This window comes from Leclercia sp. CFBP8987 (assembly GCF_034044995.2).
Taxonomy (GTDB): Bacteria; Pseudomonadota; Gammaproteobacteria; order Enterobacterales; family Enterobacteriaceae; genus Enterobacter; species Enterobacter tamurae.
This window is the reverse complement of the sequence record NZ_CM188255.1, coordinates 823,039-845,107: the sequence shown is the minus strand read 5'-3', so window position 1 is coordinate 845,107 and position 22,069 is coordinate 823,039. Positions and strand designations below refer to the sequence as shown.

Here is a 22,069-nt window from a genome sequence, read left to right as displayed (position 1 = left end):
ACCTCGTAGGCCGGGTAAGGCGCAGCCGCACCCGGCTTTTCTATCGGCTCTGTTTCCGCAGAAGATAGATAAAGTACGGCGCACCGATGAAGGTGGAAAGCAGCCCCGCCGGGATCTGATACGGGAACAGCACCATCCGGCCACACCAGTCGGCGAACACCAGCAGGATCCCCCCCGTTAACGCCGACATCACAATGTGCGGCATCGTCCGGCGGAAGCCCATCATTCGCGCGATATGCGGCGCCATCAGCCCGATAAAGCTCAGTGGACCAATGGTCAGGGTAGCTGTGGCCGTCAGCGACGCCGCCAGCAGCAGCAGACCGATGCGCGAAGCACTCAGCGCCATCCCCACCGACCGGGCCGTGTCGCCCCCCAGCGGCAGCACCGTCAGCCATCGACGGCACAGCGGCACCAGCGCCAGCAGCACGATCATCGCGATACCGGTACTCACCACCTGTTCGGTAGTGGCGTTATAGGTTGAGCCTGCAATCCAGGTCAGGATCTGCGCCATGCGCGGATCGCCGCTGGCCTGTAGCATCATCAGCAGCATGGTGAACGCAGTGCTCAGGGCCATCCCCGCCAGCAGCATCCGGTGCGGCGAGAAGCCGCCCCGTCCGGCGGCAATCATGATGATCAGCAGGGTCACCGCCGCACCGATACTGCCCGCCGGCATCAGCCAGCCGAAGGCATTACCCGGCACAAAGAAGAGCATCACTACCACGCCGAAGGCCGCACCGGAGCTGATCCCCAGCACTTCCGGGCTCGCCATCGGGTTGCCGGTCAGACGCTGGATAATGCAGCCCGCGACCGCCAGCATCACCCCGGCAATCAGCGCGGCAAAGATACGCGGCGCGCGCCACGGCAGCAGCTCATCGAGCATCGCCCCGCTCGCCCAGTGCCAGCCCCCGGCATCCCGGCCAAACGCCAGCGCCGCAATCACCGCCAGCATCAGCACCGCGCCGCCCGCCAGGGCAAACCACAGCACGTGGTGACGCTCAGCCTGCACGTTATCGCCGGCGTTCATCGCCGGGGCGCTCATGCTGCGCAGACGCGGCAGCAGCCACAGCAGCAGCGGCGCGCCAATCAGCGCCGTCACCGACCCGGTGGAGACTTCCATCCACACCCGGGTCAGCCAGAGGATCACCTGATCGGAGAGCCAGAGGATCAGCGCCCCAATCAGCGGGGCAAGGATCAGGCGGGAGAGCAAGCGCCGCGCGCCGAGCATTTTTGCCAGCAACGGCGCGAACAGGCCGATAAAGCCGATGATGCCGACCGCATTCACCAGCAAGGCGCTGATGACAATCGCCAGGGTCAGCGCCGCCAGACGGGCCAGCGACAGTGCCAGGCCAAGGTTGCGCGCCACGCCATCGTCCAGCCCCATCAGGGTCAGGGGACGCAGCAGCAGCAGGGTCAGCAGCACGCCGCCGAGCAGCTGCGGCCACAGGCGCTGAACGATGCTCCAGTCGGTTTGCGTCAGCGTCCCGGTGCTCCAGAGGAACATGCTCTGCAGCTGGTCGTGATGGAATATCACCAGCAACTGGTTCACCGCCCCACAGTAAAGGCTCACCACCAGCCCGGCGAGGATCAGCGTTACCGGCGAGAGGCGTTTGCCCCAGGCCACACCAAAGACAATCGCCCCGACGACGCAGGCGCCCACCAGCGCGGCAAACTGCGGTGCCAGCGCCCCCGGCAGCGCCCACAGGGTGATAATGGTCATCCCCAGTTGGGCACCGGTGGCCACCCCCAGGGTGGTCGGCTCCGCAAGCGGGTTACGCAGTACCTGCTGGAACAGCACGCCCACCAGCCCAAGCCCGGCACCCACCAGTAGCGAGATCGCCAGCCGCGGGAGCAGGCTGTAGTGGAACAGCATCTGTTGAATATTGTCGATATCCGGGGCTACCAGGGCGGTGCCCCACTGGGCGCGCGGCAGGGCCAGATTGAGATTCGACCAGGTTAAGCCCAGCGCCACCACCACCAGCAGCGTCATTAACAGCGCCGGGAAAAAGGCGATTCGCGATCTCATGCCTGGCCTCCCAGCGCGCTATCCAGCACACGGGCAAAGTGCATGGCCGACAGGGTCGCGCCGTAGAACCACACCGCCGGGACGCGCTTCACACGCTGCTGGCGGACAAAGGGCATTGCCTGCCACAGCGGCGTCGCCATCAAGGTCTGCATCTCGCGCTCGTTGCCGTGATCGAAGCAGAGCACGTCCACATCGCGGAACATGGCCAGACGGTCGATGCCGACGGCGGTGCTGCCCCAGAAGGTCATCTCCCCTTCCCAGGCGTTTTTAATTCCGAAGCGATCCAGCACTTCCTGGAACAGACAGTTATTGCCAAACACCAGCATATGGCGGGCATCAAGCAGGGTGACCATCAGCAGCGGGCGATCGCCCCGGCCGGCAAAACGCGGTTTGTAGCTGTCGATCACGCTGTCGAAATGATCCAGATGCGAACGGGCAGCCGCCTCCATGTTCAGCAGCTGCGCCATCTCGGTTAAGGATTTGCGGGCATTAGTCAGCGGCTTTCTACCGTCGCTAAAGGCGAACCCGCGCCCCGGCGCAATCCGCGCCAGCTTCTCTTCCGACGGTCCATATCCGGCCGACCAGACCAGGTACGACGGTTTCATCTGGGTGAGCAGCTCGAGGTTGGGCTCGGTACGCAGGCCAATGTCGATCACCGATTCCGGCAGACGAGGCTCATTCACCCACAGGGTGTAATTAGGAATATCGGCCACGCCGTAGGGCGTGACGCCGAGGGCCAGCAGCAATTCAACGGGCAGCCATTCGAGGGCGACAATGCGATGAGGATCGACAGTCGCGGCATGCGCCGTGCCCATTTTCCACAGCAGCGGCGAGAGGGCCATCGCCGTCAACAGTCGACGACGGCTAATATGTGTTAACTCAGGCATCAATAGACAAAGCTCACCGGTGCCGCTCCGGCAGGATGCGGCAGAATACCCATTGGAATTCCGTAAATGTTTTCCAGCGTTTCACTGCGCATCAGCTCGGCTGGTGTGCCCTGGGCGATCATCTCGCCACCGCGCAGCGCCACCAGATAGTCGCAGTAACGCGCTGCCATATTGATGTCGTGCAGCACCGCAATCACCGTCAGCCCGCGCTGCTGGCTTAAGCGATGCACCAGCGCCAGCACGTCCACCTGATGGGCGATATCCAGCGCCGAAGTGGGTTCATCCAGCAGTAAACACCGGCTGTCCTGCGCCACCAGCATGGCGATCCACGCCCGCTGGCGCTCGCCGCCGGACAGGCTATCCACCAGACGGTGGGCCAGCGGTTTTAACCCCACCAGCGCAATCGCCTCCTCCACTTTCTCGCGGTCGGCTACGCCGAAGCGACCCAAGGCACCATGCCAGGGATAACGGCCAATCGCCACCAGCTCGCGGACGGTCATGCCTTCCGCCTGCGGCAGCTGCTGCGGCAGATAGGCCACCTTGCGTGCAAAGGCCTTGCTGTTCCAGCTCTCCAGCGGCTGTCCGTCGAGCAGAATATCGCCGTCGGAAGGCGGCTGATGGCGGCCAAGCATTTTCAGTAAGGTGGATTTGCCGGAGCCGTTATGGCCGATCAGGCCTGTCACCTGGCCTGCGGGAAAGGTCAGCGAAAGCGGATGCAGCAGCGTGCGTCCGGGAACGCGAAAGGAGATGCCATCGAGTGCAAAAGTGGTATCGGACTGCGGGTTGTTTTCCTGCATGTTAGCCAACTTAAGTAAAGAAAAGGGCACGAAAATCGTGCCCAAGTTTAACGATTAGAAGCGGAAGGTCGCAGTCGCAACAACCTGGCGTTCTGCACCCCAGAAGCAGCCATAGGTGTTGAAGCAGCTGGCGACATATTCACGATCCAGCAGGTTGTTCACATGCAGCGCCACGTTCGAGCCCGCCATGCCAACACGCGCCAGATCGTAACGGACCAGGGCATCCATCACCGCATAGCTGCCCACCTTGAAGGAGTTCGCCGGATCGCCATAGCTGGAGCTGGAGAAGCGACCGCCGGTACCCAGCGTCAGGCCAGAGAGTGCGCCATCATAGAAGGTGTAGTCACCCCACAGGGAGGCCATGTGCTCCGGCACCTGCGCCGGGGTGTTGCCTTTGTAAGTGGTGTCGGTGGTGTACTCCACGTCGGTGTAGGTGTAAGAGCCCACCACGTTAACGCTGGCAGACAGTGCCGCTTTAGCTTCGATTTCCACGCCACGGGCGCGGATCTCGCCGCCTTCAACCGAGAAGAACGAGCCCGCAGGATCGGCCATCAGGTTGTTGGTTTTGGTCAGCTGATACAGCGCCCCGGTCAGCACGATCGGACGATCGCTCGGAACATACTTCACGCCCACTTCGTACTGCTTGCCTTTCGACGGCGCAAACGGCTTGCCTTGTGCGTCGGACTGGGAGGACGGCTCGAAGGATTCGCTGTAGCTGAAGTAAGGGGTAACGCCGTTATCGAACAGGTAGTTAACCCCGCCACGCCAGGTGAACTGGTTGTCATCCCGTGACGCGGTAGTGCCCGCAACGCGGTTGATAGAGTCCTGATCGGCCCAGTCGTAACGACCACCCAGGGTAACCAGCACTTTATCCCACTGCGCCTGATCCTGGACGTAGAGACCGGTCTGCTGCTGCTTGTTCAGGATCTGATACGGGCCGGAGTTGTCCGGGTTTTGTGAGCCGAAATCGAAATCGCTATACACCGGATTGTAGAGATCCAGCAGCGGGACGGAACCGTCATAGCCGAACCACGAGTTGATGTCGTTACGCATGCGCATAAAGTCAACGCCGGTCAGCAGGATATGGTCAACTTCGCCGGTAGCGAATTTGCTCTGCAGCTGGGTATCGACGGTGAAGTTTTGCAGCTTCTCATCATCAACCACGTACTTACGCGCCAGGTAATGGCCTTTGTCCGCAGGGGATAACGCGTTACACAGGGCGTTGCCACTGTTCGCCGCATCGGAGCAGACGCCGTAGCCATAGACGCTGTTCTGCGAGGTTTTGTTCTCGGCAAAGCGCAGGTTCTGACGCACAGTGAAGGTGTCGTTAAACTCGTGATCGAAGCTATACCCGACCATTTTCTGGTTACGGGAATAGGTATTGTTTTTCGCCCCTTCGTTGAAATCGGTCGACAGACGATCGCCGTTTGGCAGCGGATCAACCGTGCCCTCTTTTGGCAACCAGCCGTAGTAACCGGTTTCTGGCTCGTTCTGGAAATAGGAGAGGAAGGTGAAGGTGGTTTTATCTGACGGACGCCAGGAGAAGGATGGCGCAATGGTATAACGCTGCTCTTCCGCGCGCTCCTGCTGGGCGTTGTTGGAACGCGCCAGGCCGGTCAGACGATAAGAGTAAACGCCGTCATCATCCAGCGCATCGCTGAAGTCAAACCCGGTCTGGAACAGGCTGTCCGTCCCAACTTTAAACTGGATCTCTTTCAGCGGCTCTGTCAGCGGACGTTTGCTGACCATGTTCAGCAAGCCACCCGGGCTGCTTTTGCCGTAGAGAACAGAGGTCGGCCCGCGCATCACTTCCGCGCGCTCGATCATATAAGGGTCAATTACCGCGTCGTTATAGAAGTTGCCCTGCATCTTCATGCCGTCGAGGTAGTTGTTCTGGCTTTGGCCATCGGCAGCAAAACCACGAATAATCAGGTAGTCATAGGTGTTCGACGCACCGCGCGTACCCACTGCCACCCCTGGCGTATAGCTCAGAGCTTCTTTCACCGAGCGTGGCTGGTGCAGGGCCATCTCTTCCGCGGTCACTACGGAGATAGACTGCGGTACCTTCTCAATGGAGGTATCGGTCTTGGTCCCGGTAGCGGACTGGCGTGCGGCAATGGTTGCCGCCGGACCCCAGGCGCTCTCCTGTGGAGCTGACGCTGCGGTTACGGTGATGGTTTCTTCTTTTTTAGGGGTGTCAGCAGCCTGGGCAAAAGCAGACATGCCGCTAACCGCTGTAGCTACAACAACTGCGATTTTACGCAGCGAAGATTGCATTGGCTGAGCAGTTTTTGAATGCGCCATTGGTATATCTCTGATGAAAGAGTGAATGATAACGTAAACGAGAATTATTATTATGACCGCAGCATATTATGCGAAACATTCACGGCATAGCAAGTGATATGCGGCCCTACAGGAAATGAGGGTATAAGAAATAAACAACGGAAAACGCAGGGTTAATAAACGGGAATTTTACTGTTGGAGGGATGTTGAATTGAGGTGAAAAGTCCCCCTCCCGCAGGAGAGGGACTTTTGATTAGTTACCGCCGAACATATCTTTGATCCAGCCCGCGACGCCGTCGCTGTCCTTCTTCTCATTCTGCTGCTGCGGCTGTTGCTGCTGCTGCGGCTGCTGAGGAGAAGACTGCTCAAACGGGTTGCCCGTTGGCTCTGGCGTTGGCGCCTGGCACAGGGAGTCCGGGTTGGAGGTCCAGACCGGAACGCTACGCATCCCGCCGCCACACACGAAGTTGCCCGACTGATCCACGCCCATATCGACGATATCTTCCGGTGGCGTCAGGGTTAATGGCACCGGCGACTGGTTAGCCAGATAGCGCTGGTAAATCGACATCGCCCCACTGGCACCGTACAGTTTCGTCGGCTGGTTGTTATCGCGTCCGACCCAGGTGATCACCACTTCACGCCCGTCGATGCCGGCAAACCAGGTATCGACGTTGTTGTTGGTGGTCCCGGTTTTACCCGCCAGATGCAGACCCGGATACTTCGCGCCAAGCTGGCGACCGGTCCCGCGCTGTACCACCTGCTGCATAGTCCACAGGGTCATGTACGCGGCCTGCGCCGGTACGGCACGCTCCGCCTGCGGGAAGCTCTGGTACAGCGGGGTGCCATCTTCGGCAATCACCGAACGCAACGCCGAGAGCGGAGCACGGTTACCGCCGCTGGCGATGGTCTGGAACGCCTGCGCCACTTCGATTGGCGTCAGGTTCAGGGCACCTAACAGCATAGCCGGAACCGGATGCAGCTGATCTTTTGGCACGCCCAGCTTCAGCCAGGTATCGGTGACCGCTGGCAGACCCAGCGCCATCCCGAGGTTAACCGTTGGTACGTTCATGGACCGCGTCAGGGCATCCACCAGCATCACCTGACCGCTGTACTGTTTGTCGTCGTTCTGCGGCGACCACACCTGGCCGTTTGGCTGGCGCAGGGCAATCGGGGCATCGGCAATCCAGGTATTGAGACGATACTGGTTCGGCTGGCTCAGGGCGGTGAGATAGGTCGCTGGTTTTGCCAGAGAACCGATCGAACGGCGTGCCTGCATGGCGCGGTTGTAGCCCGCAAACTGCGGCTCTGCCCCGCCGACCATCGCCCGCACTTCACCGGTGGTGCGATCGACCACCACCATCGCGGTCTCCAGATCGCTCAGCTTACGCTGCTTTTTCAGCGCCGGAATGCCTTCCACCGCCGCTTTCTCTGCGGCATCCTGCGCCACCGAGTCAAAGGTGGTGAAGATCTTCACGCCGGAGAGATCTTTTACTTTGTCGCCGAGCTTAGCCTGCAGCTCCTGACGCACCATCTGCATAAAGGCAGGCTGCGGGGAGATGACGCCGCCGCGCGGCTGAACGCCTAACGGACGCGCACTGAGCATGTCGTACAGCTCCTGGTCGATCACCTGCTGCTGTTGCAGCAGACGCAGGACCAGATTACGACGCTCCAGCGCCAGTTTCGGGTTACGCCATGGGTTGTAGATTGACGCCCCTTTCACCATGCCCACCAGCAGCGCCTGCTGGTCGAGACTCAGCTCTTCCACCGGACGGCCAAAGTAGTAGAGGCTCGCCAGCGGGAAGCCGCGGATTTCATTGTCGCCGCTCTGACCGAGGTAGACCTCGTTCATGTACAGCTCAAGGATGCGATCTTTGCTGTAGCGGGCGTCCATCAGCACCGCCATGTACGCTTCGTTAGCCTTGCGCCAGTAGGAACGTTCGCTGGAGAGGAACAGGTTCTTCACCAGCTGCTGGGTCAGGGTACTTGCCCCCTGCACCGTCCGTCCGGCGGTCAGGTTGGCCAGCACCGCACGGCCAATGGAGTACAGGCTGACGCCATCGTGCTCATAGAAGTGACGGTCTTCGGTTGCCAGCAGAGTATCCACCAGCAGATCCGGGAAGCCGTTACGTGCGACAAACAGACGCTGCTCGCCGTTTGGCGAGGAGAGCATGGTGATCAGCCGCGGATCGAGACGGAAGAAACCGAACTGACGGTTGTTCTCCATGTTCTCGATGGTGTCGATATGATCGCCGTCGAAGGTCAGACGCGCACGCACCTGCCCCTCTTTGCTGTCCGGGAAGTCAAACGGACGGCGGATCATCTCGATGCTTTTCGCCTGCACCGTAAACTCACCAGGACGGGTCATCTTCGTCACCTGGCGGTACTGGGTGGCCTCCAGCAGCTTGACCATCTCGTTCTTGCTGATGGTCATCTCCGGCTCGAGGTTGACCATCCGGCCATACACCGCCGCTGGCAGTTGCCAGACTTTACCGTCGATACGGCTGCGGATCTTCTGATCCAGATAGACGCCGTAGATCGCCAGCAGGACGATGAAAACAATTAACAGCTTCAGCAGCAGCCAGAACCAGCCGCGCTTGCCGCGAGGTTTACCTTTTTTGCCTTTTCCTTTACGTGGCACGGGCGCTTCATCCTCATACTCATTATCAACGTCGTCATACTCCTCATCACTGAGGCGACGACGGCCTGCCTTTTCTTTCGCCGGACGTGAAGGCTTTCCTTTACGTCCTATTGGCTCGCGGTCATTCCCCGCCATGCTCTCTCTCCGCAACTATCAGGCGCAAGGGCCCGATTCTCAGTTCTTCCCCCTGATGGAGGAAGAAGAAATCTCTCAAAATAAACAGCAAGACGTTTATGAAATAAACGTCTTTAGTGTTTGCTCCCTCTCCCCGTGGGAGAGGGTCGGGGTGAGGGCATCAGGCCGCTCGGTCCCCATTGCCGGGTGGCGCTACGCTTACCCGGCCTACAATGACCATCACGAATACTTTTTAGTCCGCCGGGTGGGCGCCGTATTTGCCGGATCGTCCGGCCAGACATGTTTCGGGTAGCGTCCTTTCATCTCTTTTTGCACCTCGCGGTAGCTGCCGGCCCAGAAAGCACCCAGATCGCGGGTAATCTGCAGCGGGCGCTGAGCCGGGGATAACAGCTCCAGCACCAGCGGCACACGCCCCTGGGCAATGGCTGGGGTGATCGCCTCGCCAAACATCTCCTGCATCCGTACCGCCAGCGCCGGAGGATTATCTTCATGATAACGAATGGCTATCCGGCTGCCGGTCGGCACAGTGTAATGCCCCGGAAGCTCAGTATCCAGACGTTGACGTAACGACCAGTCGGTTAAGTTCTGTAACGCCGCCTTAACATCCAGTGATTTCAGGGCGCGAAGTGAATGCACGCCCTGCATTTGCGGCAGTAGCCACGTCTCAAGAGACGCCAGCAGCGAGGCGTCATCCACCGCCGGCCAGGCAAACTCCGGCAGCCACTGCGCCGCGCAGTGGAGGCGGATCCGGTACTGCTCCGCCTCCGGGGTCCAGTTCAGGACGCTGAGCCCTTTATCGCGGATGCCGTTGAGCATCGCCTGGTGCAGCTCCTCTTCCGACGGCTTGGCCAGCGGCTTGACGTTTACCGTCAGGCGGCCAATCTGCGCACGGCGAAATGCCTTCAGCGTGCCCTGGGTATCATCCCACTCGACGGTGTCAGACTGCGCCACCAGCCCCGGCGAGGTGGCAATCAGGGCATCGATATCCACGGCCAGGCCCAACAAAATGCGGGCATCCGGTGACTGGCTGCCCTGCAATAACGACGGGGCAATCAACCACTCGTGACGGGTCATGGCGTCGTCGCTCTGCAACATCGCCCCCATGCCGTTCGCCAGCTGATAGCGACCGTCGAGCCCGCGGCGGCGGGCGATCCTGTCAGGAAACGCCTTTGCCAGCAGCGCAGGTACGCAATCGCTGTCCGGCGCTCCGCCGCGGCTGTTGAGGCGCGAACTTAACTGCCGGGCGCGCTGCTGCCACTCCGGCTGATTGCGGGAGAAGGCCTGGGCCAGATCGCTGCTGCCGCCTCGCGGGGGCTGTTCAAGGATAGCCGCCAGTTTTGCCGCCGTCGCAATTTCGTCTTCACCTCTGGCGCTGGCCAGCATCGCCGCCAGCCGCGGGTCGTTGCCGAGCCTCGCCATCTTCTGGCCAAACGTGCTGAGCTGCTCCCCTACCAGTGCCCCAAGCTGGGTTAACAGGCGGCGGGCCGCAGCAAGGTTAGTCGCTGGGGGCAGATCCAGCCAGTTCAGTTGGGAAGGATCCCGGCATCCCCACTGCAGAAGTTCCATCAGCAGACCGCTGAGATCGCTTTGCAACATTTCCGGCGTGCCCTGGGCGGCGGCGCGCTCGGCCTGTTCAAACGGCGTAAGGTGCAGGCAGATGCCCGGCTCCAGTCGCCCGGCACGCCCGGCGCGCTGGGTCATCGAGGCCTGGCTGACGCGCTGGGTCAGCAGGCGGGTCAGACCGGTGCGCGGATCGAAATTCGCCACCCGCTCCTGGGCTGAATCCACCACCAGCCGGATGCCTTCGATGGTCAGACTGGTTTCGGCGATGTTGGTCGCCAGCACCACTTTGCGCTGTCCGACCGGCGCAGGCAGGATCGCCTTACGCTGCTCGGACAAGGACAGCGCGCCATACAGCGGACAGAGCACCACGTCGTCAGCCACCCGGCGGGCGAGCTGCTCCTGTACGCGCTGGATCTCGATCACCCCCGGCAAAAACAGCAGCAGCGAACCGGGCTCCTGACGCAGCAGTTCGGCAGTCGCCACCGCCACCGCTTCGTCGAAACGCTGCTGGGTGGAGAGCAACTGATAGCGCCGCTCAACCGGGAAGGTACGCCCCTCAGAAACGATCGTCGGTGCCTCAGGGAGCAGGCGCTGAAGCCGATCGTTGTCCAGGGTCGCGGACATGATCAGCAGCTTAAGATCGTCCCGTAGCCCCTGCTGGACATCCAGCAGCAGCACCAGAGCCAGATCCGCCTGCAGGCTGCGCTCGTGGAACTCATCGAGGATCACCAGCCCTACGCCGGTCAGCTCGGGATCCTGCTGCAGCATACGGGTGAGGATCCCCTCGGTGACCACCTCCAGCCGGGTATTCGCCCCCACGCAGGTTTCAGCCCGCATCCGGTAGCCCACCGTCTCTCCCGGTTTTTCCCCCAGCAGGTCGGCAAGACGCTGCGCCACGTTGCGGGCGGCGATCCGCCGCGGTTCGAGCAGAATAATTTTGCCGTTAATTTTCCCTTCGGCCAGGATCTGCAGCGGCAGCCACGTCGATTTCCCCGCACCAGTAGGCGCAGTAAGCAGAACCTGGGGGGCGTGGTGTAACGCGAGGAGAAGTTCAGGAAGGACAGCGGCGACCGGCAACAGGGACACGAATGGCTCCAGAGGGTTAACTTTAGACGGCGTACATTGTAGCATCGCCACAATTCATTACCGAGTGCCCCGTATGTCTGAGTCGAAAAGGCTGTTTTTTGCCATTGAAATGCCTGCCCCGATCCAGCGGCAGATCGTGCGTTGGCGCGCCGACCACTTTGCCCCGGAAGCGGGCCGCCCGGTGGCCGGGGCCAACCTGCACCTGACGCTGGCGTTTTTAGGGGATGTCAGCGACGAGAAACGTCAGGCGCTGGCGGCGATGGCCGGACGCATTCGCCAGCCGGGGTTTACCCTGACCCTGGACGATGCCGGGCAGTGGCTGCGCTCCCGCGTCGTCTGGCTGGGCACCCGCCAGCCGCCCCGGGGAGTGTTGCAGCTGGCGAATATGCTGCGAGCCCAGGCGGCGCGCAGCGGCTGTTACCAGAGCCCGCAGCCGTTTCACCCGCACATCACCCTGCTGCGCGACGCCAGCCACGCGGTGGCCATTCCGCCGCCGGGTTTTCGGTGGACGTTTCCGGTGACGGAATTTGTCCTCTATGAGAGCCTTTTTGCCGGAGGGCGCACCCGCTATACGCCGCTCCAGCGCTGGACGCTTACCGAATAACAAGGAATCTGCATGCTGTTTACCCCTGCCCTGAAACCCGCCACGCTGGTGCAGCGCTACAAGCGTTTTCTCGCCGACGTGGTGACGCCGGAAGGCGAAACGCTGACCCTGCACTGCCCGAATACCGGGGCGATGACCGGCTGCGCCACGCCCGGCGATACCGTCTGGTACTCCACCTCTTCCAATATCAAACGCAAATACCCCCACACCTGGGAAATAACCCAGACTGCCGCCGGAGACTATATTTGCGTCAATACGCTGCGGGCGAACCAGCTGGTCAAAGAGGCGATTACTCTGGATTTAATTCCTGAACTGTGCGGTTACAACACCTTAAAAAGTGAAGTGAAATATGGTGCTGAAAACAGCAGAATCGACTTTATGTTGCAGGCAGAGGATCGCCCTGAGTGCTATATTGAAGTGAAATCAGTCACGTTAGCTGAAAGGGATAATGGCTACTTTCCGGATGCGGTCACGCTGCGAGGGCAGAAGCATCTCCGGGAGTTGATAAGTGTGGCGGCGGCAGGCAAGCGCGCCGTGCTGTTATTTGCGGTGTTGCACAGCGCAATTAGACGATTTTCACCCGCCCGCCATATTGACCTTAAGTACGCGCAACTGTTGAATGAGGCACAAAAGCAGGGGGTCGAGGTTTTGGCTTATAAAGCGGAACTTTCTGCCGATAATATGACTCTGAGATCCGCTCTTCCCGTCACGTTATAAAAGGGGTTGAGTGTTGTTTATTAAGTGTTCTGGTCGTGTGCGCAAATACGCTTTTCCTCACAGGCTTGTCAAGTGTTACGTTTAGATAATTGCCTTACGGAAAAGCATCTGCTATTTATAGCGGCCTGATTTTTCCCCCAACACGGGGATCGATAGTGCGTGTTAAGGAGAAGCAACATGCAAGAAGGGCAAAACCGTAAAACATCGTCCCTGAGTATTCTCGCCATCGCTGGGGTGGAGCCGTATCAAGAGAAGCCGGGCGAAGAGTATATGAACGAAGCCCAGCTGTCGCACTTCAAGCGAATTCTTGAAGCATGGCGTAATCAACTCAGGGATGAAGTCGATCGCACCGTTACTCATATGCAGGACGAAGCCGCTAACTTCCCGGACCCGGTAGACCGTGCCGCCCAGGAAGAAGAGTTCAGCCTTGAACTGCGTAACCGTGACCGCGAACGCAAACTGATTAAGAAGATTGAAAAGACGCTGAAAAAAGTCGAAGACGAAGATTTCGGCTTCTGCGAGTCCTGCGGTGTCGAAATCGGCATTCGTCGTCTGGAAGCCCGTCCAACAGCCGACCTGTGCATCGACTGCAAAACGCTGGCAGAAATCCGCGAAAAACAGATGGCCGGTTAATTCCGACCCTGTCGTGACGCTATCACAGGCGGGAGTCTTCTCCCGCCTGATTACTTTCTGCGCTGTGTGATTATGCCTGCTGACTATATTGGGCGCTTCGCGCCATCCCCCTCTGGCGAACTGCATTTCGGCTCGCTCATTGCCGCGCTTGGCAGCTATCTGCAAGCCCGTGCCCGCCAGGGTATCTGGCGTGTACGTATCGAAGATATTGACCCCCCGCGTGAAGTTCCCGGTGCAGCAGAGACCATTCTGCGTCAGCTGGAACATTACGGCCTGCACTGGGACGGCGAGGTGCTGTGGCAATCTCAGCGTCACGACGCCTATCGCGAGCGCCTGGCCTGGCTGCACGCCCAGGGACTCTCCTACTACTGCACCTGCACCCGCGCGCGCATTCAGAGCGTCGGCGGCGTCTATGACGGCCATTGCCGCACGCTGCATCATGGCCCGGAAAACGCGGCGGTGCGCGTAGTGCAACAGCATCCGGTGACCTGCTTTACCGACCAGTTGCAAGGCCTGCTCCACGCCGATCCACGGCTGGCGGATGAGGATTTTATTATCCATCGCCGGGACGGGCTGTTTGCTTACAATCTGGCGGTGGTGGTGGATGACCATTTTCAGGGAGTAAACGAGATTGTCCGCGGGGCCGATCTGATCGAACCCACCGTGCGGCAGATTTCGCTCTACCAGCTGTTTGGCTGGCCAGTACCGGACTATATCCATTTGCCGCTGGTGGTGAATGAAAAAGGGATGAAACTCTCGAAACAGAATCATGCCCCGGCGTTACCGACAGGCGATCCTCGCCCAGTTCTTATCAATGCCTTACAATTTCTCAACCAGGATGTAACACATGAGTGGCAGGATCTGCGAACCGAAGAATTACTGGAAAAAGCGGTGGCCCAGTGGTCGCTAAACCGCGTGCCGAAAATCCAGCATTCTCAAATGCGTCTCGCTGAGCTATGATTAGCCGCTATTTTTTGTCCTGAATTCTGAAACACACACTACCGAGGTGTACTATTTTTACCCGAGTCGCTAATTTTTGCCGTAAGGTGCTGAGCCGCGATGAGAGCATGGCGGATGACGTCATTGTTCAAAATACGATGTCGGTTATTCCGCGCGAGCAGCATGCTATTTCCCGCAAAGATATCAGTGAAAACGCCCTGAAGGTCCTTTATCGCCTGAATAAAGCTGGCTATGAGGCCTATCTTGTTGGTGGCGGGGTGCGTGACTTACTGCTGGGCAAAAAGCCAAAAGATTTTGACGTGACCACCAGCGCCACGCCTGAGCAGGTGCGTAAATTATTCCGCAACTGCCGCCTGGTCGGTCGTCGCTTCCGCCTTGCTCACGTCATGTTTGGCCCAGAAATCATCGAGGTCGCCACCTTCCGTGGTCATCACGAAGGTACCCCATCAGACCGGACGACCTCTCAGCAGGGTCAGAACGGCATGCTGCTGCGTGACAACATCTTTGGTTCTATCGAAGAAGATGCTCAGCGCCGCGATTTCACTATCAACAGCCTCTATTACAGCGTGGCTGACTTTACCGTCCGCGATTTCGTCGGTGGCGTGCCGGACCTGAAGGCGGGTCTGATCCGCCTGATCGGCAACCCGGAAACGCGCTACCGTGAAGATCCGGTGCGTATGCTGCGCGCCGTGCGTTTCGCCGCCAAGCTGGATATGCAGATCAGCCCTGAGACCGCCGAGCCGATCCCGCGCCTGGCGACCCTGATCAACGATGTGCCGCCGGCGCGTCTGTTTGAAGAGGCGCTGAAGCTGCTGCAGGCAGGTCACGGTTTTGCTACCTATCAGCTGCTGCGCGAATACAGCCTGTTCCAGCCCCTGTTCCCGACCATCACGCGTAATTTCACCGAAAAAGGTGACAGCGCAATGGAACGCATCATCGACCAGGTGCTGAAGAATACCGATAACCGCATTCAGAACGATATGCGCGTTAACCCGGCATTCCTGTTTGCGGCGATGTTCTGGTATCCGCTGCTGGAAACCGCGCAGAAGATTGCCCAGGAAAGCGGTCTGGCCTATTACGACGCTTTCGCCCTGGCCGCCAACGACGTGCTTGATGAAGCCTGCCGCTCGCTGGCGATCCCGAAACGCATTACCACGCTGGTGCGTGATATCTGGCAGCTTCAGCTGCGGATGTCCCGTCGTCAGGGTAAACGCGCGTGGAAGTTAATGGAGCATCCAAAATTCCGTGCAGCTTACGATCTGATGGCCCTGCGTGCCGAAGCGGAAAACAACCGCGAGCTGCAGCTTCTGGTGCAGTGGTGGGGTGAGTTCCAGGTGTCAGCACCACCGGCGCAGAAAGACATGCTGGGCGATCTGGATGAAGATCCGGCTCCGCGTCGTCGTCATCGTCGTCCACGCAAGCGCGCGCCGCGTCGCGAAGGCGCGGCATGACGCTGGCGTATATCGCCATCGGCAGCAATCTGGCCTCTCCCCTGGAGCAGGTCAATGCTGCCGTTCAGGCGTTAGGCGACATCCCGCAATCCCGCGTTGTCGCCCTCTCCTCGTTTTACCGCACTCCCCCGCTGGGCCCGCAGGATCAGCCCGACTACCTGAACGCCGCCATTGCGTTGAAGACCGCGCTCAGCGCCGAATCGCTGCTGGACAATACCCAGCGCATCGAGCTGCAGCAGGGTCGCGTGCGTAAAGAAGAACGCTGGGGACCGCGCACCCTCGACCTGGACATCATGCTGTTTGGTGATGCAGTGATTAACACCGAGCGCCTGACGGTGCCGCATTACGACATGAAGCGCCGCGGTTTTATGCTCTGGCCGCTGTTCGAAATTGCCCCCGATCTTCTCTTCCCTGACGGTGAAAGTCTGAGCGCCCTGCTTGCACAGCTGAACGCCGAAAAACCCGCCCGCTGGTAACGCCACTTTTCTGTTAATAAACCCTAAATCTTTTATGGTTTATCGAACACCTAAAATCATTGTTCCCTCGAATGTTACTGTTAGAATGCGCAAAGATTCGCTTTGGGCTATCAGGAAACAGTATGAAACCAACCACCATCGCCACCTTGCAGAAATGCAAACAGGACAAGCAGCGCTTCGCCACGATTACGGCCTATGACTACAGCTTCGCCAAACTCTTTGCCGAAGAGGGCATTAACGTCATGCTGGTTGGCGACTCGTTAGGGATGACGGTCCAGGGACATGACTCCACGCTGCCGGTGACGGTAGAGGATATTGCTTACCACACCCGGGCGGTGCGTCGCGGGGCTCCCGCCTGCCTGCTGCTCGCCGATCTGCCGTTTATGGCCTATGCCACCCCGGAGCAGGCGTTTGAGAATGCCGCCACGGTGATGCGCGCCGGGGCCAATATGGTCAAAGTGGAAGGCGGCGCCTGGCTGGTTGAGACCGTGCGCATGCTCACCGAGCGCGCAGTGCCGGTCTGCGGCCATCTGGGGTTAACCCCACAGTCGGTCAATATCTTTGGCGGCTACAAGGTGCAGGGCCGCGGTGATGCCGCCCAGACGCTGTTTGACGATGCGCTGGCCATCGAAGCCGCGGGCGCCCAGCTGCTGGTGCTGGAGTGCGTGCCGGTCGCGCTGGCGAAACGCATCACCGACGCGCTCACTATTCCGGTGATCGGCATTGGTGCCGGTAACGTCACCGACGGCCAGATCCTGGTTATGCATGACGCGTTTGGCATCACCGGCGGGCATATCCCGAAATTTGCGAAGAATTTCCTTAGCGACGCAGGCGACATGCGCGGCGCGGTCAGGCAGTATATTGCCGACGTTGAATCGGGTGTTTACCCGGGTGAAGAACACAGTTTCCAGTAAGGAGTCTCGTTGTGCTAATCATTGAAACCCTGCCGCTGCTGCGCCAGCACATTCGTCGTTTGCGCCAGGAAGGCAAACGTATCGCCCTGGTGCCCACCATGGGCAACCTGCATGACGGCCACATGAAGCTGGTGGACGAAGCCAAAGCCCGCGCCGATGTGGTGGTGGTGAGTATCTTCGTTAACCCGATGCAGTTTGATCGTGCCGACGACCTGGCGCGCTACCCGCGCACGCTGCAGGAAGATTGCGAGAAGCTGAAAAAGCATAAGGTGGATTTCGTCTTCTCCCCGGCCCCGAATGATGTCTATCCGAAAGGCACGGAAGAGACCACCTTTGTTGACGTGCCTGGCATCTCCACCATGCTGGAAGGGGCCAGCCGTCCGGGTCACTTCCGCGGCGTCTCCACCATCGTCAGCAAGCTGTTTAACCTGGTGCAGCCGGATATCGCCTGCTTCGGTGAGAAAGATTTCCAGCAGCTGGCGCTGATCCGCAAGATGGTCGCCGACATGGGCTACGACATCGAGATCGTTGGCGTACCGATCGTGCGCGCCAAAGATGGTCTGGCGCTGAGTTCGCGCAACGGCTATCTCACCGCTGACCAGCGTAAAATCGCCCCGACGCTGTACAAGGTGATGAGCAACATGGCCGCCCAGCTGAAGAATAAAGAGCTGAGCAGCGAAGAGATTGTGGCCCTGGCAGAACAGGCGCTGAACGACGGCGGCTTACGGGCTGACGATGTGCAAATCCGCGATGCCGACACCCTGCTGGCGCTCTCGTCTGACAGCAAGCGGGCGGTGATCCTGGTGGCCGCATGGCTCGGCCAGGCGCGTCTGATTGATAACACAGTAGTTGAACTGGCTCAGTAAGCACTGAGCATATCCATGCTAACGGATTAGTTTCCTCAGCCCCTTCTTCGGGAGGGGATACGACAAAGAGTTAAGGTAACGTCATGATTCGCAAAATGCTGCAAGGTAAGCTTCACCGTGTGAAGGTCACGCAGGCCGATCTGCATTATGAAGGCTCCTGCGCGATCGACCAGGATTTTCTCGACGCAGCGGGTATTCTTGAAAACGAAGCCATTGATATCTGGAACGTGAGTAACGGTAACCGTTTCTCAACCTACGCTATCGCGGCTGAACGGGGTTCTAAAATTATCTCCGTCAACGGTGCGGCAGCGCACTGCGCCAATGTGGATGATATCGTCATCATCGCCAGCTTTGTCATGATGTCCGATGAAGAAGCGCGCCGCTGGCAGCCAAAAGTGGCCTACTTTGAAGGGGATAACGACATGAAACGTACCGCGAAAGCGATTCCGGTTCAGGTCGCCTGATTTTTATCCTTGCGGCTGATTACTGATCAGCCGCGACATCGTCTCTAACGAATCCGTTCTGAGCACATATAAGCGCTTCAGCAGGAATGGATTATCCCCCGGTTTCACCTTCCCTTTCACCGTCGTCACCGCCAGATGAAAACCAGCGTCGTTAGCCGCTTTTACCGCGTTATCGTTATAGCCGCCGAACGGGTACGAAAGGTACAGCACGTGCGGGTTAAACTGCGCCAGCGCGCGACGGGAGTGCTTAAAGTCCATCACGATGTTCTGGTAACTGCGGCTCAGCAGGATCGGATGACGGTTGTTATCCACCCGGTGCAGGAAATGGGTGTGTGACTGCACGTCAAACACGTCCTGGATCTCACGCAGCTCGGAAATGCTCATAAACTGCAGCGATTTGGGATCCCATTTCAGCGGATGGGCTTTGATCCGCGACGAGATAATAAATGCCGTGGCGTGAAAGCCGTACTGCTTCAGGATCGGCCAGGCGTAGCGGCTGACCGATTTCAGGCCATCGTCAAAGGTGATCACCACCGCGCGGGCCGGCAGGTTCATTTTGTTACGCACGTAGCCTTCCAGCTGGTACATCGTCAGGGTGGTGTAACCCTGATCGCGCAACCAGGCCATCTGGTTATTGAAGGCGCGCACGCTGGTGGTGGTTGAGGTATGGCGAAAACGGGTGTTCTCTTCATCGCGCAGGATATGGTGATAGGTCAGCACCGGCAGGCCGTTATCCTCCTGCGCGTCCAGGCTGCTGACCCAGGCGAGGCGGTTGGCAATGCGGATCTGATACCAGGTCTGATTAAGCCGGTCCTTCAGCTTGCTGAGGATCGGATAACGCAGATTGCTCGCCAGAGTGCCAAACGGCGCGCTGCCGGCATTGGGGGCGTTGTAGACCGGCGTGTCCTTCCAGGTGATCAGGTTCTGATTGCTGAGCGGTTTGTTCAGATCCCCCAGGCTATCCTCCACCCGCTGTTTGCCCTGCACCTTGCCGAGATGGCCTTTGTCGATAAAGCCGGTGCCAAAGCCAAAGCGGAACTCATAGTAATCCGCCGCGGTGGGCACCACCGCAATGATTTGCCCGGCACGCAGGTTGCCTACGGTGACGACCTTGTTGCCCACCTGCGCCCAGATAGCGGCATCTTCGGTGGTTTGCATATAGCGGGGCGGAAGCCCTTGCTGGCTGAGCAGACTGGCAGAGACGCCGCCGGAGACCAGCAGCAGAAGCAGGAAAAAGATACGCGAGAACATAGGGTTTTATTCAGTACGAAAAACTGACGGCATTGTAACAAAAGCGCCAGTAATACCAATGCCTAATATTTCTCCACGTTATGGAGCAGAACAAAAGGCGGGTTTTTCTGCTGCTGATGCCACAGGCTGCTGACCCCCGGTGCACCGCGGGCCACGATGGTGTCGCGAAAGCCGGTGCTGTCGGTCATCTCCCGCAGGGGATACATCATCTCCAGCAAGGGATAACCGATCCCGGAGATCACTTCGCAATTGTCGTGCTTGTGGCTGAGTAGCGCCGCCGCGCGATAAGGGGCGGCGCCAGAGATATCGGTCAGGAAGATCACCCCGTCACCGCTGTCGACCTGATGCTGGGCATCGCACAGCATACGGCTGAGCATATTGACGCTTAATCCGCGCCAGAAATTGACCACCTGGCACTGCACCAGCGGCCCAAACCGGACGGCGAGCTTATCCGCCATCTCCTGCGCATGTTCATCATGGCACGTGATTACCCAACCCAGCATCGTCACCTCTCATCAGAAAGGGGTAGTCTAGCGGGGTCGGGAGAATATGGGGGTGATGATGGTCAATAAACCGGCCCGGCAACAGAACGCCGCCGGGCCTGAGGATCAGCTGCGCAGTCCGCGTCCGCGCTGGATCAGGTTCCAGCACAGCAGATAGAAGGCGACGATAAAGATCACCAGCACGCCGACGGTGGTCACCAGCGGCACATCGGAAATACCGAGGAAGCCAAAGCGGAAACCGCTGATCATATAGACGATCGGGTTCAGGTGTGACAGCCCCTGCCAGAACGGCGGCAGCAGCGTCAGGGAGTAGAACACCCCGCCGAGGTAGGTCAGCGGCGTCAGGACGAAGGTCGGGATCAGGCTGATATCGTCAAAGGTTTTGGCGAACACCGCATTCAGCAGACCGGCCAGTGAGAACAGCACCGCCGTCAGCAGCAGCGTCAGGCCGACAAACAGCCAGGAGTGCACCTGGAACGGCACAAAGAACAGGGAAATCGCCGTCACCAGCACGCCGACGCACAGTCCGCGCGCCACGCCGCCGCCGACGTAGCCAGCGATGATAACGTGGGTAGGCACCGGGGCCACCAGCAGCTCTTCAATGTTGCGCTGGAACTTGGCGCTAAAGAACGACGACGCCACATTGGCATAGGCGTTGGTGATCACCGCCATCATGATCAGGCCGGGCACGATAAACTGCATATAGGTGAAGCCGTGCATCTCACCGATCCGCGAGCCAATCAGGTTGCCGAAGATAATAAAGTAGAGTGTCATGGTGATCACCGGCGGCACCAGGGTCTGGATCCAGATGCGCATAAAGCGGTTGATCTCTTTGGCCCAGATACTTTTCAGCGCCACCCAGTAAAGCTGCATCATGCGCGATCTCCTTGTTTCTCATGGACCAGCGAGACGAACAGCTCTTCCAGTCGGTTTGCTTTGTTACGCATACTTAATACCTGAATCCCCTGCTGGCTCAGCTGGCTGAAGACGCTGTTGATCCCCTGCTCGCGCAGGACTTCCACTTCCAGTGTGGAGGTATCTACCAGACGGTACTGATAGCCTTCCAGCTTCGGCAGGGCGCTTTTCGCCGCCAGATCGAGAATAAAGGTTTCTGATTTCAGCTTGGAGAGCAGGCTCTTCATCGAGGTGTTTTCCACCAGCTCGCCATGCTGAATGATGCCGATGTTGCGGCACAGCATTTCCGCCTCTTCCAGATAGTGGGTAGTGAGAATGATGGTGGTGCCTTTGTCGTTTAAATCCTTCAAAAAGCCCCACATCGAGCGGCGAAGTTCGATATCCACCCCGGCAGTCGGTTCATCCAGAATCAGCAGTTTTGGCTCATGCATTAACGCCCGGGCAATCATCAGACGACGCTTCATGCCGCCGGACAACATCCGCGCACGTTCGTTTCGTTTTTCCCACAAATCGAGCTGTTTGAGGTACTTTTCGCTGCGCTCAACCGCCTCTTTGCGCTCCACGCCGTAATAGCCCGCCTGGTTAACCACAATCTGCTGAACGGTCTCAAACGGATTGAAGTTGAACTCCTGCGGCACCAGCCCCAGCTGGCGCTTGGCGTTCACCACGTCCTTTTCCAGGTCGTAGCCGAAGACCTTTACATGGCCAGAGGACTTATTCACCAGCGAGCTGATAATGCCGATGGTGGTGGATTTACCTGCCCCGTTGGGCCCCAGAAGCGCATAAAAATCACCGGCTTCGACTTTAAGATCTATGCCGCGCAGTGCCTGGACACCACCCGGATAGGTTTTTTTAAGCTGCTCGAGCTCCAGTGCAATGGTCATGAAATAGAGTTACCTATAG

19 protein-coding genes are annotated in these 22,069 nt (G+C 59.1%); 9 read left to right on the top strand and 10 right to left on the bottom strand.

All coding sequences use genetic code 11. From position 1 onward, the window contains the following. Positions 1–40 precede the first annotated feature (40 nt). The 6 genes from fhuB to hrpB all read right to left on the bottom strand — a co-directional run bounded on the left by fhuB (position 41) and on the right by hrpB (position 11,412). Complete coding sequence (gene fhuB / locus SOM40_RS03940) at positions 41–2,023, bottom strand: Fe(3+)-hydroxamate ABC transporter permease FhuB (RefSeq protein ID WP_320529997.1); 1,983 nt, start codon at positions 2,021–2,023, stop codon at positions 41–43. Continuing rightward, a complete protein-coding gene (fhuD, locus tag SOM40_RS03935) occupies positions 2,020–2,910 on the bottom strand; it encodes a Fe(3+)-hydroxamate ABC transporter substrate-binding protein FhuD (RefSeq protein WP_320529996.1) in 891 nt (296 codons plus the stop codon). The genes fhuB and fhuD overlap by 4 nt, the downstream gene beginning before the upstream one ends. Beyond that, entirely contained in the window at positions 2,910–3,707 is a 798-nt protein-coding gene (gene fhuC / locus SOM40_RS03930; protein WP_106994286.1) for a Fe3+-hydroxamate ABC transporter ATP-binding protein FhuC, read from the bottom strand. Before fhuC ends, fhuD begins: the two co-directional genes overlap by 1 nt. Positions 3,708–3,761: 54 nt before the next feature. Continuing rightward, on the bottom strand, positions 3,762–6,011 hold the full coding sequence (gene fhuA, locus SOM40_RS03925; RefSeq protein ID WP_106994285.1) for a ferrichrome porin FhuA: 2,250 nt from the start codon (positions 6,009–6,011) through the stop codon (positions 3,762–3,764). Between the two features lie 232 nt (positions 6,012–6,243). After that, the gene (mrcB, locus tag SOM40_RS03920; protein ID WP_320529995.1) at positions 6,244–8,763 is read right to left on the bottom strand and encodes a bifunctional glycosyl transferase/transpeptidase; all 2,520 of its coding nucleotides are present in this window, start codon (positions 8,761–8,763) and stop codon (positions 6,244–6,246) included. A gap of 219 nt (positions 8,764–8,982) precedes the next feature. After that, complete coding sequence (gene hrpB / locus SOM40_RS03915) at positions 8,983–11,412, bottom strand: ATP-dependent helicase HrpB (RefSeq protein ID WP_320529994.1); 2,430 nt, start codon at positions 11,410–11,412, stop codon at positions 8,983–8,985. A gap of 73 nt (positions 11,413–11,485) precedes the next feature. Between hrpB and thpR the strand changes: the two genes are divergently transcribed. The 9 genes from thpR to panD all read left to right on the top strand — a co-directional run bounded on the left by thpR (position 11,486) and on the right by panD (position 18,497). Continuing rightward, complete coding sequence (gene thpR, locus SOM40_RS03910; RefSeq protein ID WP_106994282.1) at positions 11,486–12,016, top strand: RNA 2',3'-cyclic phosphodiesterase; 531 nt, start codon at positions 11,486–11,488, stop codon at positions 12,014–12,016. 12 nt (positions 12,017–12,028) lie between these two features. Beyond that, positions 12,029–12,733, top strand: coding sequence for a DNA/RNA nuclease SfsA (gene sfsA / locus SOM40_RS03905; RefSeq protein WP_320529993.1), 705 nt, complete (start codon positions 12,029–12,031; stop codon positions 12,731–12,733). A 177-nt stretch (positions 12,734–12,910) separates the two neighbouring features. Next, positions 12,911–13,366 carry an RNA polymerase-binding protein DksA gene (gene dksA / locus SOM40_RS03900; RefSeq protein ID WP_012016093.1) on the top strand — a complete coding sequence of 152 codons (456 nt, stop codon included), beginning with the start codon at positions 12,911–12,913 and terminating at the stop codon, positions 13,364–13,366. 72 nt (positions 13,367–13,438) lie between these two features. Next, positions 13,439–14,326: a tRNA glutamyl-Q(34) synthetase GluQRS gene (gene gluQRS, locus SOM40_RS03895; RefSeq protein WP_106994330.1), complete on the top strand. Its 888-nt coding sequence runs from the start codon at positions 13,439–13,441 to the stop codon at positions 14,324–14,326. A gap of 53 nt (positions 14,327–14,379) precedes the next feature. Next, the gene (gene pcnB / locus SOM40_RS03890) at positions 14,380–15,777 is read left to right on the top strand and encodes a polynucleotide adenylyltransferase PcnB (RefSeq protein ID WP_207630114.1); all 1,398 of its coding nucleotides are present in this window, start codon (positions 14,380–14,382) and stop codon (positions 15,775–15,777) included. After that, on the top strand, positions 15,774–16,253 hold the full coding sequence (gene folK, locus SOM40_RS03885) for a 2-amino-4-hydroxy-6-hydroxymethyldihydropteridine diphosphokinase (RefSeq protein ID WP_106994279.1): 480 nt from the start codon (positions 15,774–15,776) through the stop codon (positions 16,251–16,253). Before pcnB ends, folK begins: the two co-directional genes overlap by 4 nt. A 122-nt stretch (positions 16,254–16,375) precedes the next feature. Beyond that, positions 16,376–17,167 (top strand): 3-methyl-2-oxobutanoate hydroxymethyltransferase, encoded by a 792-nt coding sequence (panB, locus tag SOM40_RS03880; RefSeq protein WP_106994278.1) that lies wholly within the window; start codon positions 16,376–16,378, stop codon positions 17,165–17,167. An 11-nt stretch (positions 17,168–17,178) separates the two neighbouring features. Next, positions 17,179–18,033 carry a pantoate--beta-alanine ligase gene (gene panC / locus SOM40_RS03875; RefSeq protein ID WP_106994277.1) on the top strand — a complete coding sequence of 285 codons (855 nt, stop codon included), beginning with the start codon at positions 17,179–17,181 and terminating at the stop codon, positions 18,031–18,033. An 83-nt stretch (positions 18,034–18,116) separates the two neighbouring features. After that, entirely contained in the window at positions 18,117–18,497 is a 381-nt protein-coding gene (gene panD, locus SOM40_RS03870; protein WP_106994276.1) for an aspartate 1-decarboxylase, read from the top strand. A 3-nt stretch (positions 18,498–18,500) separates the two neighbouring features. Here panD and SOM40_RS03865 read toward each other — a convergent pair whose 3' ends face one another. The 4 genes from SOM40_RS03865 to SOM40_RS03850 all read right to left on the bottom strand — a co-directional run bounded on the left by SOM40_RS03865 (position 18,501) and on the right by SOM40_RS03850 (position 22,050). Then, positions 18,501–19,748, bottom strand: a complete 1,248-nt coding sequence (locus SOM40_RS03865) for a polysaccharide deacetylase family protein (protein WP_320529992.1) — start codon at positions 19,746–19,748, stop codon at positions 18,501–18,503. A 62-nt stretch (positions 19,749–19,810) separates the two neighbouring features. Then, positions 19,811–20,251: a PTS sugar transporter subunit IIA gene (locus SOM40_RS03860; RefSeq protein ID WP_320529991.1), complete on the bottom strand. Its 441-nt coding sequence runs from the start codon at positions 20,249–20,251 to the stop codon at positions 19,811–19,813. Positions 20,252–20,356: 105 nt separating this feature from the next. Beyond that, positions 20,357–21,127 carry an ABC transporter permease gene (locus SOM40_RS03855; protein ID WP_106994273.1) on the bottom strand — a complete coding sequence of 257 codons (771 nt, stop codon included), beginning with the start codon at positions 21,125–21,127 and terminating at the stop codon, positions 20,357–20,359. Continuing rightward, on the bottom strand, positions 21,124–22,050 hold the full coding sequence (locus SOM40_RS03850) for an ABC transporter ATP-binding protein (protein ID WP_106994272.1): 927 nt from the start codon (positions 22,048–22,050) through the stop codon (positions 21,124–21,126). Before SOM40_RS03850 ends, SOM40_RS03855 begins: the two co-directional genes overlap by 4 nt. Between the last annotated feature and the right edge of the window lie 19 nt (positions 22,051–22,069).

Coding starts and splice junctions, on each gene's coding strand:
- fhuB (WP_320529997.1), bottom strand. CDS start 2,023: ATGAGATCGCGAATCGCCTTTTTCCCGGCGCTGTTAATGACGCTGCTG.
- fhuD (WP_320529996.1), bottom strand. CDS start 2,910: ATGCCTGAGTTAACACATATTAGCCGTCGTCGACTGTTGACGGCGATG.
- fhuC (WP_106994286.1), bottom strand. CDS start 3,707: ATGCAGGAAAACAACCCGCAGTCCGATACCACTTTTGCACTCGATGGC.
- fhuA (WP_106994285.1), bottom strand. CDS start 6,011: ATGGCGCATTCAAAAACTGCTCAGCCAATGCAATCTTCGCTGCGTAAA.
- mrcB (WP_320529995.1), bottom strand. CDS start 8,763: ATGGCGGGGAATGACCGCGAGCCAATAGGACGTAAAGGAAAGCCTTCA.
- thpR (WP_106994282.1), top strand. CDS start 11,486: ATGTCTGAGTCGAAAAGGCTGTTTTTTGCCATTGAAATGCCTGCCCCG.
- sfsA (WP_320529993.1), top strand. CDS start 12,029: ATGCTGTTTACCCCTGCCCTGAAACCCGCCACGCTGGTGCAGCGCTAC.
- dksA (WP_012016093.1), top strand. CDS start 12,911: ATGCAAGAAGGGCAAAACCGTAAAACATCGTCCCTGAGTATTCTCGCC.
- gluQRS (WP_106994330.1), top strand. CDS start 13,439: ATGCCTGCTGACTATATTGGGCGCTTCGCGCCATCCCCCTCTGGCGAA.
- folK (WP_106994279.1), top strand. CDS start 15,774: ATGACGCTGGCGTATATCGCCATCGGCAGCAATCTGGCCTCTCCCCTG.
- panB (WP_106994278.1), top strand. CDS start 16,376: ATGAAACCAACCACCATCGCCACCTTGCAGAAATGCAAACAGGACAAG.
- panD (WP_106994276.1), top strand. CDS start 18,117: ATGATTCGCAAAATGCTGCAAGGTAAGCTTCACCGTGTGAAGGTCACG.
- SOM40_RS03865 (WP_320529992.1), bottom strand. CDS start 19,748: ATGTTCTCGCGTATCTTTTTCCTGCTTCTGCTGCTGGTCTCCGGCGGC.
- SOM40_RS03860 (WP_320529991.1), bottom strand. CDS start 20,251: ATGCTGGGTTGGGTAATCACGTGCCATGATGAACATGCGCAGGAGATG.
- SOM40_RS03855 (WP_106994273.1), bottom strand. CDS start 21,127: ATGATGCAGCTTTACTGGGTGGCGCTGAAAAGTATCTGGGCCAAAGAG.
- SOM40_RS03850 (WP_106994272.1), bottom strand. CDS start 22,050: ATGACCATTGCACTGGAGCTCGAGCAGCTTAAAAAAACCTATCCGGGT.